Source organism: Streptomyces sp. NPDC001156, from assembly GCF_053598275.1.
Genome location: NZ_JBSFJX010000037.1, coordinates 54,207 through 68,046, shown reverse-complemented (window position 1 = coordinate 68,046; position 13,840 = coordinate 54,207). Strand labels below are relative to the sequence as shown.

8 protein-coding genes and 3 pseudogenes are annotated in these 13,840 nt (G+C 70.1%); 7 read left to right on the top strand and 4 right to left on the bottom strand.

Annotated features, from left to right (window positions below; genetic code table 11):
• Positions 1-397 precede the first annotated feature (397 nt).
• The gene (locus tag ACWDA7_RS19840) at positions 398-1,549 is read left to right on the top strand and encodes a glutathione-independent formaldehyde dehydrogenase (RefSeq protein ID WP_359392750.1); all 1,152 of its coding nucleotides are present in this window, start codon (positions 398-400) and stop codon (positions 1,547-1,549) included.
• 161 nt (positions 1,550-1,710) lie between these two features.
• On the opposite strand, the gene ACWDA7_RS19835 is transcribed toward ACWDA7_RS19840, so the two are convergent.
• The gene (locus tag ACWDA7_RS19835) at positions 1,711-2,094 is read right to left on the bottom strand and encodes a VOC family protein (protein WP_360997297.1); all 384 of its coding nucleotides are present in this window, start codon (positions 2,092-2,094) and stop codon (positions 1,711-1,713) included.
• A gap of 351 nt (positions 2,095-2,445) precedes the next feature.
• Between ACWDA7_RS19835 and ACWDA7_RS19830 the strand changes: the two genes are divergently transcribed.
• From ACWDA7_RS19830 to ACWDA7_RS19815, 4 genes and pseudogenes are all read left to right on the top strand, one after another.
• Positions 2,446-4,377: a maleylacetate reductase and hydroxyquinol 1,2-dioxygenase domain-containing protein gene (locus ACWDA7_RS19830; RefSeq protein WP_450605563.1), complete on the top strand. Its 1,932-nt coding sequence runs from the start codon at positions 2,446-2,448 to the stop codon at positions 4,375-4,377.
• Between the two features lie 15 nt (positions 4,378-4,392).
• Positions 4,393-6,156 carry an FAD-dependent oxidoreductase gene (locus ACWDA7_RS19825; protein ID WP_450605562.1) on the top strand — a complete coding sequence of 588 codons (1,764 nt, stop codon included), beginning with the start codon at positions 4,393-4,395 and terminating at the stop codon, positions 6,154-6,156.
• A gap of 9 nt (positions 6,157-6,165) precedes the next feature.
• Positions 6,166-6,363, top strand: a pseudogene (locus ACWDA7_RS19820) (CoA-transferase); the annotation flags it as partial.
• Positions 6,354-6,515: pseudogene (locus tag ACWDA7_RS19815) on the top strand (3-oxoadipyl-CoA thiolase); the annotation flags it as partial. The pseudogenes ACWDA7_RS19820 and ACWDA7_RS19815, both read left to right, overlap by 10 nt.
• A 27-nt stretch (positions 6,516-6,542) precedes the next feature.
• Here ACWDA7_RS19815 and ACWDA7_RS19810 read toward each other — a convergent pair.
• Positions 6,543-7,412 (bottom strand): helix-turn-helix domain-containing protein, encoded by an 870-nt coding sequence (locus ACWDA7_RS19810; protein WP_450605561.1) that lies wholly within the window; start codon positions 7,410-7,412, stop codon positions 6,543-6,545.
• A gap of 255 nt (positions 7,413-7,667) precedes the next feature.
• Here ACWDA7_RS19810 and ACWDA7_RS19805 point away from each other — a divergent pair, with 255 nt between their 5' ends.
• Positions 7,668-7,913: a hypothetical protein gene (locus ACWDA7_RS19805; protein WP_450605560.1), complete on the top strand. Its 246-nt coding sequence runs from the start codon at positions 7,668-7,670 to the stop codon at positions 7,911-7,913.
• Between the two features lie 126 nt (positions 7,914-8,039).
• On the opposite strand, the gene mgrA is transcribed toward ACWDA7_RS19805, so the two are convergent.
• Complete coding sequence (gene mgrA, locus ACWDA7_RS19800; RefSeq protein WP_450605559.1) at positions 8,040-9,083, bottom strand: L-glyceraldehyde 3-phosphate reductase; 1,044 nt, start codon at positions 9,081-9,083, stop codon at positions 8,040-8,042.
• A 494-nt stretch (positions 9,084-9,577) separates the two neighbouring features.
• On the opposite strand from mgrA, the gene ACWDA7_RS19795 reads away from it, so the two are divergent.
• On the top strand, positions 9,578-11,215 hold the full coding sequence (locus tag ACWDA7_RS19795) for an APC family permease (protein ID WP_450605558.1): 1,638 nt from the start codon (positions 9,578-9,580) through the stop codon (positions 11,213-11,215).
• A gap of 124 nt (positions 11,216-11,339) precedes the next feature.
• Here ACWDA7_RS19795 and ACWDA7_RS19790 read toward each other — a convergent pair.
• A pseudogene (locus ACWDA7_RS19790) lies at positions 11,340-13,589 on the bottom strand (FUSC family protein).
• Positions 13,590-13,840 lie beyond the last annotated feature (251 nt).

Sequence of the window (13,840 nt, the reverse complement as noted above, 5' to 3'; positions counted from 1 at the left end):
CACACCTTACCCGATCATGTGGGCGGTCTTTCGCCCTGGGGGCGAAACCCCGTTTCCTGCCCTGCTCCGCAGGGGTCCGATTCCTCCCCGGCCTGGAGGCCGGGGCGTCCTCGGAGGCATTTGGTGAAGGGGGTACGCCCGGTCCAGGTCCCGGGCCGGGTCACTCCCGCCGCCGACGTCGTAGCGCGTCGCGCGCCCGACGCCGCGGACCGTGCGAGCCCCTGCGACGCGGGTTGCGGCCCCTGCCGCACGGGCGTTACCTGGAAGTAATCCGGCGGTGAAGCGAGACCACCCGGGGCCACGGCGCAGGCCGAGGCCCGTTTCTCCGTGGGCGCCCTCCCGGTACCGGCTCTCAGGTCGCCGCCGTCATCGAGCGCATGGACGCGGAGGTGACCAGGTGAAAGCCGTCGTCTATGAGAAGCCCTTCAGTGTGGCCGTGAGGGACGTCGACGACCCACAGATCCAGCATCCGAGCGACGTGGTCGTACGGGTCACATCGTCCGCGATCTGCGGATCGGACCTGCACATGTACGAAGGCCGTACGGCGGCCGAGCCGGGCATCGTCTTCGGGCACGAGAACCTCGGCATCGTGGAGGAGACCGGCCCGGGTGTCGTCTCCCTGGCCAAGGGCGACCGTGTCGTGATGCCCTTCAACGTCGCCTGCGGGTTCTGCAAGAACTGCCTCGCCGGGGAGACCGGCTTCTGCCTGACGGTCAACCCCGGTTTCGCCGGCGGAGCCTACGGCTACGTGGCAATGGGCCCGTACAAGGGCGGTCAGGCGGAGCGTCTGCGGGTGCCCTTCGCCGATTTCAACTGCCTGAAGCTGCCGCCCGGGGAAGAGTTCGAGACCGACTTCGTGCTGCTGGCCGACATCTTCCCGACCGGCTACCACGGATGCGAGCTCGCCCAGGTGTCGCCCGGCGAGAGCGTGGCCGTGTACGGCGCTGGACCGGTGGGGTTGATGGCCGCGTACTCGGCCCTGCTTCGTGGTGCGTCCAAGGTGTTCTGTGTCGACCGGGTGCCCGAGCGGCTCGCCAAGGCGGAGGAGATCGGGGCCATACCCATCGACTTCACCAAGGGCGATCCCGCCGAGCAGATCAAGGCCCGGACGGACGGAGAAGGGACCGACAAGGGCGTGGACGCCGTCGGCTACCAGGCGCAGGCACACGACGCCAGCCACGAGGAGCCCGCCATCGTCCTGAACGCGCTCGTCGACACGGTACGGGCGACCGGCAGGCTGGGCGTCCCGGGTCTGTACGTCCCCTCCGATCCCGGAGGACCCGACGAGCACGCCAAGCACGGCCAACTCCTGGTCTCCATCGGCAGGATGTTCGAGAAGGGCCAGAAGATGGGCACCGGCCAGTGCAACGTCAAGCGGTACAACCGCCAGCTGCGGGACATGATCATCGCTGGACGGGCCAAGCCGAGCTTCGTGGTCTCCCACGAACTGCCGCTGGACCAGGCGCCTCAGGCGTACGAGAAGTTCGACAAGCGGGTCGAGGGCTACACCAAGGTGGTACTGCACCCCGGCCACGCACTCGCCGCATAGCCAGGGCAGAAGGTACGGGTCCGGGCACGCACGTGCCCGGACCTCACCGTGCGGTGCCCCGCGCGTGCGGAACTCGAGCCGAGGCTCGGGCGCTGACACCGACGGGCGAACTCTCGACCTCATTCGGACGGCCGAGCGGCTTGGCGCTTGGCCGCACGCGGTCAGAGGGGCTGGAGCCGGGTGTGCAGGAGGCAGAACTCGTTGCCTTCGGGGTCGGCCAGGACGTGCCAGTTCTCGGCGCCGGTCTGGCCGACGTCGACGGGCCTGGCGCCGAGAGCGAGTAGCCGCTCCAGCTCGGCGTCCTGGTCGCGGTCGGTGGCGTTGACGTCGATGTGCAGTCGGAGTTTTCCGGCCCGCGGGTCGCTGCTGGGGCTGAGGATGAGGGTGGGCTGCGGGCCGCCGAAGCCGGCGTCGGGCGGCCCGATCTCGATGCTTCCGTCGTCCTCCCGGCCGAGTTCGACGAAGCCCAGGACCTCGCTCCAGAAAGCGGCGAGCCGCTCGGGGTCGGCGGCGTCTATGACCAGCTCACTGATGCGGCATGCCATGCCCGTCAGTGTACGTAGACCAGCCGGGAGCCGATGGCGTATCAGCTCGATGGACACCCGGCTCGTGGTCTGCGTGCGTCGCTGAGGTTTGTCTCCAGGGCGCGCCGATGTTGACGTGTACAACTTCTGGCTCTGCCATGCCCCGCGGCGGTGACGACGAGTGACCGCCGGGTGCACAGTGTGCATGCCACCTCGGTGTCGCCCCGGCCCGGAGACCGGGTCGGCGCTTCCGGTGCGCGTTTCGTGCAGTGACGACGCGCCGATCGTGCAGGCGTTCACCCTGTCGTAACTCGCACACTCGATGGCCAAGCACACGGTGCGTCTCACCGACACACGCGGAGGCGGAACTCAATGCGGACGTTCGTTCATTCATCCCGGTCCTCACGGGTCGTCTTCGGATTCGGGACCGTCGACAGACTCCGTGAGGAGGTGGGGCGACTCGGCTGCTCCCGGGTACTACTGCTGTCCAGTCGCGTGCCGGCGGACGCCTCCGCCCGGGTGCGCGAGGCGCTCGGCGACCTGGTGGTGGCGGAGTTCGACGGCGCGGTGATGCACACTCCGGTCGAGGTCACGGAGCAGGCGCTCGCGGTTCTGCGGGACGCGTCCGCCGACTGCCTCGTGGCCGTGGGCGGCGGCTCGACGACCGGGCTGTCGAAGGCGCTGGCCCTGCGTACGGACCTGCCGCAGGTGATCCTGCCCACCACGTACGCCGGCTCCGAGGTGACCCCCGTACTCGGCGAGACGCGCGACGGACGCAAGGTCACGCAGTCGTCCGCGGCGATCCTGCCCGAGACCGTCGTTTACGACGTGAACTTCAGCTCGACCCTGCCCCTCGGGCTGTCCGTGACGAGCGGTGTGAACGCCCTGGCGCACGCCGTGGAGGCGCTGTACTCGGCCGAGGCCAACCCCCTCACCGACCAGCAGGCCCTGGACGCGATCTCCCGTATCGCCCGGGCCCTGCCCCGGCTCGCCGACGATCCGGCCGACCCCGAAGCACGTGCCGACCTGCTGCACGCGGCGTGGCTCGCGGGGACCTGCCTCGCCACCGTCGGCATGGGCCTGCACCACAAGCTGTGCCACACGCTCGGCGGCAGCTTCGACCTGCCGCATGCCGAGACGCACACCGTCGTCCTGCCGCACGCCATGGCCTACAACGCGCCCGCGGTGCCCGAGGTGATGCGCAGGATCGCCGACGCCCTCGGCACGGCGGACGCCCCCTCCGGCGTCCACGACCTGGTCACCTCCCTCGGCGGCCCGACCTCTCTGCGGGACCTCGGCATGCCGGAGTCGGGCCTGGCCCGCGCGGCCGAGCTAGCCGCCGCGACCCCGTACCCGAATCCGCGCGAGGTGACCGCTGAGGGCGTCGCGGCGCTGCTGTCGGACGCCTGGCACGGACGCCGTCCGGCCGGCGGCCCCGCCACGGCCGGCGACCCGTTGGCGCTTCTCACCGATCAGGTCGTGGCCAGCTTCGCCGAGGCCCCGGATCCGCGCGTGCGCGTTCTCCTGACCGATCTCGTCCGCCGTCTCCACGGCTTCGTGAAGGACAACGACCTCACCGACTCCGAGTGGCAGTACGCGATCGACTTCCTCACCCGTACCGGGCAGATCTCGGGCCCGACCCGTCAGGAGTTCGTGCTGCTCTCGGACACGCTCGGCGTCTCGAGCGCCGTCGACCTGCTCACCAACTCCCGTACGCCCGAGACCACTCCGTCCGCGGTGCTCGGGCCCTTCTACGTGGAGGGCCCGCCGGAGACCGCACTGGGGAACGACATCTCCGGCGGCCTGCCCGGGTCGCCGCTGTGGGTGGACGTGCGGATCCTGGACACGGCGGGCAAGCCCGTCGAGGACGCGGTCGTCGACGTCTGGCAGTCCAACGAGGACGGCTTCTACGACGTTCAACTGCCCGACCTGGACGGGCCGGTGCTCCGTGCCCGGCTGCGCTCTGACGGCGAGGGCCGGATCACCTTCTGGTCGATCCTGCCGTCCGCCTACCCGATCCCCGACGACGGCCCGGTCGGGCAGATGCTCGCCGCGGTGGGCCGTCACCCCTACCGGGCTCCCCACGTCCATTTCATGATCGACGCGGCCGGTCACCGGCGGCTCATCACCCAGCTGTTCGTGGTCGGCGGCGACTACCTGGACAGCGACACCGTGTTCGGCGTCAAGGACGCACTGGTCGTCGACTTCACGCCGCACACCGGCCCCACCCCCGACGGCCGTCGCATCGACGGTGAGTGGCGCCGGCTCGACTACACCTTCCACATCGCCCCGCTGGCCGGCTGACCCAGGAGCGCCCCCATGACACGCACGGACACCTACGACACCGACGTCCTGGTCGTCGGCAGCGGCCCCGCCGGAGGCTCGGCCGCCCTGCTGCTGGCCACGTACGGGATACGCACGCTGCTGGTGACGAAGTACGGCTGGCTGGCCAACACCCCGCGGGCCCACATCACCAACCAGCGCACTATGGAGGTGCTGCGCGATCTCGGCGTCGAGGCCGAGGCGCGGGCGTCCGGCAGCCCGTCGCACCTCATGGGGGACACGGTGCTGTGCACCGCTCTCGCCGGCGAGGAGATCGGCCGGATCCGCAGCTGGGGGACGGGGCCGGACTCGCTCACCGAGTACACGGCCAAGAGTCCCTGCGAGATGATCGATCTGCCGCAGACCTACCTGGAGCCGATCCTGGTGAGCAACGCGGCAGCGCGGGGCGCCAAGGTCCGCTTCGACACCGAGTTCCTGAGCTTCACCCAGGACGAGGACGGCGTCACGGCGCTCCTGCGCGACCGGGTCCGCGGCGACGAGTTCACTGTGCGCGCCCGCTACCTGGTCGGCGCGGACGGCGGCCGCAGCACCGTGGCCGAGCAGCTCGGACTGTCCTTCGACGGGCAGATGGGCAAGGCCGGCAGCATGAACATCGTCTTCAAGGCCGACCTGGAGAGGTACTGCGCCCACCGGCCCAGCGTCCTGTATTGGGTGCTCAGGCCGGGTGCGGAGACGGGTGGCATCGGCATGGGACTGGTCCGTATGGTCCGCCCGTGGAACGAGTGGCTGCTGGTGTGGGGATACGACATCGAGAAGCCGCCGCCGGCCGTGGACGCGGAGGAGGCACGCCGGATCGTGCGTGACCTCATCGGTGACCCGGAGCTGCCGGTGGAGATCACGTCGACCTCGTTGTGGACCGTGAACCACAGCTACGCCACGGTGTATTCGTCGGGGCGGGTGTTCTGCGCAGGCGACGCCGTGCACCGGCACCCGCCGTCCAACGGCCTGGGTTCCAACACCTCCGTGCAGGACGCCTACAACCTGGCGTGGAAGCTCGCGATGGTGGTGCGCGGGGAGGCGGGACCGGAGCTGCTCGACAGCTACACGGCCGAACGCGCCCCCGTGGGGCGGCAGATCGTGGAGCGGGCCAACCTCAGCCGTGACCAGTTCGGCCCCATCTTCGACGTGCTCGGCGTCGGGGCCGGGAGCGACGAGGAGACCATCGCCGAAGGTCTGGCGGCGCTGCGGGACGGCACACCCGAGGGTGCCAAGAAGCGGCGCCTACTCGAGGAGGCCGTGCAGCTCAAGAACTACGAATTCAACGCGCACGGCGTCGAGTTCAACCAGCGTTATGCGTCCGGTGCGGTCGTGCCCGACGGCGGACCGGACGAACACTGGTCGACCGACCCGGAGTTGGTGGCCCGGCCCACCACCCGTCCGGGCGCCAAGCTTCCGCACGCATGGATGGTCGGATCCGGCGGTGAGCGGATCTCCACGCTCGACGTGGTCGGCCAGGGCGTCTTCACCGTGCTGACCGGTCTGTCGGGCAGCTCCTGGGAGGCGGCGGCGGAGGCGTGCCGGGACGAACTCGGCGTGCCGCTGCGGTTCGTGCGCATCGGTGAGGCCGGCTGCCGTGACGCGTACGGCGAATGGAGCCGTGTCGCGGAGATGGACGAGGGCGGCGTACTGCTCGTGCGTCCCGACGGCTACGTCGCCTGGCGCCGCGCCACCGCCCCCGAGACCGAGGAGTCGGCCCGGGAGGAACTGCTCGGCGCGCTCCGCCGCGTACTCGGGCGATAGGGACCGGACATGGACAAGCAGGTGGCCTCGGCCGAGGAGGCCCTGGCGGACGTGGCGGACGGACAGTCGTTCGCCGTGGGCGGCTTCGGCCTCAGCGGTGTGCCGGAGACCCTGATCGGCGCCCTGCACGCGAGCGGGGCGCGCGACCTCCATGTGGTCTCGAACAACTGCGGCGTGGACGGCCGCGGTCTCGGCATCCTGCTGGCGGTGCCATCGCCATCGGCCACCCGCTGGGTGCGTCGGGTGCCCGGATCGCCGGAGCGGTGGCCCACCAGCTCGGCGCGGCGGGCACCGGCACGGGGCTTGCGGCTCTGTGCATCGGAGTGGGCCAGGCGCTGGCCCTCGTACTGGAACGCTGACGTGGCAGCCCGGCCCGCGCCGCGGTCTCAGCCCGCCCGGCGCAGGGCGGCCGGGGTCGTGCCGAGCCGGGCGCGCATCACCCGCGTCAGATGCTCCTGGTGGGAGAAACCGCACTCGGCGGCCACCTCCCCGATCGGCATGGTCCCCGTGCGCAGCAGCCGCGTCGCCTGCTTCAGTCGCAGGGAGAGGAGGTACTGGTGCGGCGACTCACCTGTGCTCGCCCGGAACTGCCGTGTGAACTGGCTGCAGCTGAGCGAGACGGCCGCGGCGAGGTCGGCGATCGGCAGTGGTTCGGCGAGGCGCTCTTCCATGAGCTCCAGCACGGCGGCCAGCTGCCGGTCGGAGAGGCCGGACGGGACAGGGCGCGGCGTGTTCGCCGCGGTGCCGTGGCGCTGGACCAGCTGCGCGGCGAGCATCCCCGTCAGATGGTCGGCGTACGTCCGGGCGGACGGTTCCCAGCGTCGGGCCGTGCTCTCCAGCGCGAGCAGAAGCTGCTCGGCGAGCGGATCGGTCACACCGAGTTCCTCCGACAGCTCCACGGGCCGTCCGTCATTGGCATCGCGCAGCGCCTCGTCCGTGAGGTAGGCGTGCACCGTGTCGAGCCGTCCGCCGAGCTCGACGGACAGGGTCCGGCCGGCCGGCTGCAGGAACAGCCCACCGGCGGGGATCTTTTCCGACCGCGTGCCCCGGCCGCGTCCTCGCCGCACGGTGACCGGTCCGCTGAGGTGCAGGATCAGCAGATGTGTGGGGGCCGGACCGAATTCGGCGTGGTAGGGCTGCTCCTCCTGCGCCGAGAGGAACAGGCGCTCCCATCCGAGGCCCGCGCTGCTGAACCGTGGCCGCACGCCCGGCTGCCGCAGAATGCCGACCGTCTCGCTCAGACCGAGTTCCGTCATGGCGCGACCTCCTCGTGACGCCCCTGTTAATTGAACAATAAACCAGGGCGGATGTGAACGGCGGGGCCGGCAACTCGGCAGGTCAGCGCCAGTGGCCGAGAGTGACGGCCTGCCCGGGCGGATGCGCCGTCCGGACTGCCCTTCCGGGCGTGCGTGGCCCAGGACTGCACAGTCCTGTCCCGTGAGTGCACACCCCGCCGCCTGCACCCCATCCTCCGTTGTCCGGCCCGGTGCACGCCCTCGACCATGGAGGCCATGAGCGAAGCCGATGTCCCCAAGGAACACCACGAAAACATCCGAGGTCTTGTCGAACGCATGACTGAGCACCACCATGAAGCGGTTCTGCGCCGCGAGGAGGAGGAGCTGGCGCAGGCGATGGACGGCGCCGCCTTCGATCTCGGCGCCGACATAGCCCACCCCACGCCCGGACATGCCGCGGTCGGCTACGACGTCGTCACCGATGTCGGACTGGACAGCGAGCCGCCGGAGCTGCGCGACTAGCGGCCCGCGCGACGAGTGCGGCCCCCGGCGCCTCCCTGAGTCATCGGAGGTGCCGGGGGCCGCGCATGGGTCGGGACGGTCGGACCGCGAACGCCGCGCCGACCGGGATCCGGCCAGCGCGGCCGGTCAGCCGAGCTCGCCGAGGCGGGCGCTCTGCCACAGGTCGACGCCGGCGTCGGTGGCGTACTTGTCGATCTCCGCCAGTTCCTCGTCGCTGAAGTCGGGATTCTCGAGCGCCGCGACGTTCTGCTCGAGCTGTTCGACGCGAGAAGCGCCGATGACGAGCGAGGTGACGCGTGCGTCGCGAAGCGCCCAGGCGAGAGCCATCTGCGCGAGGGTCTGCCCACGGCGGGCCGCGATGTCGTTGAGGGCGCGCAGCCTGTGCAGCATGTCCTGCGACAGCCAGGTGGTGTCGAAGGACTTGTCCTGCGCGGCCCGCGAGTCCGTGGGGATGCCGTCGAGGTAGCGCCCGGTCAGCAGCCCCTGGGCGAGGGCGGTGAAACCGATGACACCGAAGCCCTCCTCCTTGGCCACATCGAGCAGGCCTTCGTTCTCGATCCAGCGGTTGACCATGTTGTACGACGGCTGGTGGATGAGCAGCGGCGTACCCAGCTCGCGCAGGATGGCCGCCGCCTCCCGGGTGCGCTGCGCGTCGTAGGAGGAGATGCCGACGTAGAGGGCCTTGCCCTGGCGGACCGCGGTGTCGAGTGCCCCCATCGTCTCCTCGAGCGGAGTCGTGGCGTCGAGCCGGTGGGAGTAGAAGATGTCGACGTAGTCCAGTCCCGTGCGCCGCAGCGACTGGTCGAGCGAGGCGAGGACGTACTTCCGGGAGCCACCGCCCTGGCCGTAGGGGCCCGGCCACATGTCCCAGCCGGCCTTGGTGGAGATGACCATCTCGTCCCGGTACGGCGCGAGGTCCTGCTTCATCAGGCGCCCGAAGTTGATCTCGGCAGAGCCGTACGGCGGGCCGTAGTTGTTGGCGAGATCGTGGTGGGTGATCCCCAGGTCGAACGCACGCAGGGCGATCTCCCGTTGGGTCTCGAACGGGCGGTCGTCGCCGAAGTTGTGCCAGTAGCCGAGGGACAGGACGGGGAGGTCGAGTCCGGAGCGGCCGGTGCGGCGGTAGCGCATGGTGCCGTTGTAGCGCTCAGGATCTGCGACGTAGGTCATCGGGTGGTCTCCGGGTGGTGCAGTGCTGGCTGTCCCGGTCGGGTTCGAGGGGACATGTCCACACTGCTGCAGCGTGATCCTGAAGTCCAACAGTTCCTTTTCATCGGACTAAGCGGTGTCGCTTCTGAATGGAGCGGCGCAGGGGCGATCCACGGCGGCGCCCTTGCGATGACCGGTGTCGATGACCCGGGTGGGTGCTGTCTCCACTGACAGGCTGAGCCGGTTCGGCATCGGGGCATGCCCATGGAGGAAATGCCCGTCGCGCGTCGGGCATTCCGACCCGGAACCCGTGTGTCTTACCTTCTTCTCGTACCCCTCTGCTGAATAGTGACATTCATCACGCCCAGGCTGAACTGCGCAAAGCGTGGGTAAAGGAATCCCCTAGTAAACAGTCAAATCTGAGGCCACGGCCTTTCTGCTGAGCAAATCGCATTCCTATGGTGAGCCGCCGTCGAGCGTTAAATCCCTGTTCAGATAACGAGAGGCCTCTTGACATGGTGAATGTCGACCATGCAGCCCCCGATGTCGCGCGGAAGACGACCGGTCTTCGCCGCGACGTCGGCCTGATCGGACTGATGTGGGCCTCGGTCGGTTCCATCATCGGTTCCGGATGGCTCTACGGCGCCGAGAAGGCGGTCGTGACGGCCGGTCCGGCGGCGATCATCTCCTGGCTGATCGGCGCGGTGGCCATCGTCCTGCTGGCGCTCGTGCACGCCGAACTCGGCGGCATGTTCCCGGTCGCGGGCGGCACCGCCCGATACCCCCACTACGCCTTCGGCGGCCTGGCCGGTATGTCCTTCGGCTGGTTCTCCTGGCTGCAGGCGGCGACCGTGGCCCCGATCGAGGTCGAGGCCATGATCGGCTACGCCGCTCACTGGGACTTCGCCAAGGGCTTCCAGCACGCCGACGGCACCCTGACGACCAGCGGCTTCGCCGTAGCCGTCGTCCTGATGGCCGTCTTCGTGGCCGTCAACTTCCTGGGCGTCCGCGTCCTGGCGCACACCAACAGCGCGGCTACCTGGTGGAAGATCGCGGTGCCGCTGGGTGCGATCTTCATCATCGCGGTGGGCAACTTCCACCCGCACAACTTCACCGCCGGGGGCTTCGCCCCCTTCGGCGCCAAGGGCGTCCTCGGTGCCATCAGCTCCAGCGGCATCATCTTCGCCCTGCTCGGCTTCGAGCAGGCGATCCAGCTGGCCGGCGAGAGCCGCAACCCGAAGCGGGACCTGCCGCTCGCCACCCTCGGATCCGTCGCCATCGGCGCGGTCATCTACGTCCTGCTCCAGGTCGTGTTCATCGGCGCGCTGCCGCACAGCTCCTTCGCGCACGGCTGGGCCAAGCTCGACTTCCCCGGCATCAGCGGCCCCTGGGCGGGTCTGGCGACGGTGGTCGGTCTCGGCTGGCTGAGTGTGGTGCTGTACATCGACGCCGTGATCTCCCCCGGTGGCACCGGGCTGATCTACACCACCGCGACCTCCCGCGTCTCCTACGGCCTGGCCAAGAACGGCTACGCGCCGAAGCTCTTCGAGAAGATCGACGCGCGCGGCGTCCCGTGGTTCGGGCTGGGGATCTCTTTCGTGACCGGCGTGGTCTGCTTCCTGCCCTTCCCGAGCTGGCAGGAGCTGGTCGGCTTCATCACCTCGGCGAGCGTCCTGATGTACGCCGGTGCTCCGCTGGCGTACGGCGTCTTCGCCGACCGGCTCCCGAACCACGAGCGCCCCTACCGCCTGCCCGGCGGCAAGGTGATCTCCCCGCTGTCCTTCGTGGTCGCCAACCTCATCATCTACTGGGCCGGTTGGGACACGCTGTGGCGTCTTGGCATCGCGATCCTGCTGGGCTACGTGCTCCTCGGCGGCTACGCCTGGTACGCCACCCGGAAGAACCTGCAGGACGCGCCCCGGCTGGACTGGAAGGCCGCCCAGTGGCTTCCGCCCTACCTGGTGGGCCTGGGCCTGATCTCCTGGCAGGGCGGCTTCGGCGGCCAGAACCACATCCCGCTGTGGTGGGACATCGTGGTGGTCGCGGTCTTCTCCCTGGTCATCTACAACTGGGCGAGGGCCACAGCGTCCAAGCCCGCGGAGATCGAGCAGAGCATCGACGAAGTGGTGGTCACCGAGGCACCGGCCCACTGACCCGTCTCCGGCTCTGTCCCGTCAGCCTCGGCCGCCCGGCCGGGGCTGACGGCATGTCCAGACGGTGGGGCCGGCATCCTGACTGCTCCCCAAGGCACCGCCGGTCCCGGGCCGTCCTGCCAGGTCACTGCTCCGGCGCCGGGGCCGGGACGCCGAGCGGACGGGCCAACCCGGCCACCACCTCGTCCAGGCGCTGCAGATGACGCAGCACGCGGTCGGTGACGCGGTCGTACCGGGGTGCGCCCAGAGTTCCCGGCTGAAGCATGGAGGCGATGCTCGGCCCGGTCTCGATGCGAGCGGTGCTGCCCTCGTCCGCGACGTGCGCGGCGATCGCCCGGATGTTGCCCACGATGCGCATGCCCGCTCCGCGCAGTCGGGGATCCGCCGCGATCGAGGGGTGCTCGGGCAGCAGTTCCGCCGTCGCCGCGAGTGAGCGGGCGTGATATCCGCAGGTCTCCAGCAGCGCGACGACATAGCGTGCGGTGTCCCGCCGGGCCCGCAGGGGTGTGATCGGATGGGTCAGCGGCTGCGTGGCGGCCGCCAGGTCGGCCAGCGTCCGGTCCAGGTCGCGTGCCTTGTCGAGGAGGTCCGCCGCGGGCCCTCCGCTGAGCTGGTCGACTGCGGCGTCGGTGACGTCCGCGAGCTGCTCCAGCACGGAGCTGAGCAGTTCGTTCGTACGGCGATCGGTGTGAACGGGGAGGACCAGGGCCGCCGCGACGATTCCGCAGACCGCGCCCAGCGCCGTTTCCGCGATGCGCAGCACCAGCACGGAGAGGCTGTAGGTGTTGAGGAGCGTCTAGAGGAGGCCCAGCATCGCCGTGACGAAGAAGGACATCAACGTGTAGGAGAGCGGTGCGGTGTAGAACATCGCGAAGATGAACAGCAACACCAGCGCGAACGCGGTCCAGGTGTGGTGCCCGACCAGCCCTGCCAGGCCGATGCCTGCCACCACGCCGAGAATCGTGCCGATCAGGCGGCGGTACCCCTTGACGAGGATCTCGCCGGTGGACGAGGTGTTGATGAACACGATCCAGCAGGTCAGCACCGCCCAGTACCAGCGATGACTGGAGAGGAACTCGCCGCCGACGATGGCGAGCGAGGAGCCCACCGCCACCTGAACCGCGGCACGGGTCGTCGGGCGGTCCAGCCCGGTGCGTTGCGCGCCTTCCTGCCCCTCCTCCTCGCTGCCGCTGATGGCCGCGTCCTCGGCGTCGATCTCTTCACGCGAGCGGGCGGTCGCGGGGGTGTCCTCCGACTCGTCCGGGGCTCCACCGAGCGCGATCCGCAGCCCGAGGACCGCCCGCGCCGTTTCTCCGATGCCCCGGAACACATCCTGAACGGCGGCCGGCGCGAGCGGCAGATGGTCCTCCTCCCGGTAGCCGAGGAGCCGGTTGCGCACATGGGACCAGGCGGTGCCCTCGGCGTCGGCGACGGGACGCAGGACGAGAAGGCGCAGCGCCTCGAGGTCGCGGCGCAGCGTCGAGGCCGTCTCGTCGTGCTCGGCCAGCGGTCCCCTCGAGGGCAGGTAGGCGCCCGGCAGATGCAGAGTCAGCGTGTCGGCACGCTCGGCGCTGCGCGCGGTGAGCAGCAGGAGCCCCAGCCGTTCAGAGGCGATCTCGGCATCGGCGATACGGCGCTGCACGAGCCGGGCCGTCTTCGCGTCGGAGGTCCCCTGATCCAGCCGTGCCTGGATCAGCATGGCGGTCTCGTGCAGCGCGGCCGTCCTGTGCCGCACTTCCTCGAGGGCCTTCTCCACGTCGTCGGCGTCGGCGTCGAGCAAGGCGATCTGCGCCAGGATCAGTTGGCCGAGGCGGGCTCTGAAGGCACGGCGCAGACGGTCCAGGATGCCCGAGGGCGTCTCGGGCACGAGGGCGAAGCGCACCAGGGCACTGCAGACGAAGGCGACGGCGATGGCGCCGTAGAGCTGCGGCAGCACCGGGACGGTCGCGCTGACGAACAACGAGAGGAAGTAGACCTGGAACCCGATCAGTCCCAGCGCCGTGGCGCGGTCGCCGAAGCGCCGGCTGTACACGGCGCAGAAGATGAGCACGACGAAGAAGGCGTCCCCGGCCACGAGGCGGGAGTTGAGGAGCGCGCCGAGCGATACGGCGACCAGCGCCACGATCAGTCCCACGGCGAGGGTGACGGCCTGCCCGGACCGCTCCTTGTCGCGGATGGCGAAGGTCGCGACCATCGCCGACATGGCGCCCGCCACCAGATGGGGCACGCCGACGCCCACCGGGGCCAGGACAGCGAGTGTAAGCGCGATGGACGACACCGTTCTCAGGCCGGCGGTCAGCCGCAGCAGTCCCGGGTCCGATGCCGCGATGCGATCCCGCAGCGCCACCCGCACCGACCGACCCGCCACCCTCACTCCGCGTGTTCTGTTCCGCGTCCCGTCATGATCCCTGCTCCAGCATCGCACGCGGTGGCCCGATCAACGGAGGGGGGACGCAGAAGGGCGGCCGGGGCGCGCGATCGCGCCCTGGACCCGGCGGGCGGGCCCGCCCGCCGTCCCGCACCTGCCGACGAGCTCTGCCGCCACTCGTCCGGTGGCGAACGGCCCCGGCGACGACGGTCGCCGGGGCCCCTGTGCACCGTGCCGCTCGGCCGGCTGCCGTCAGC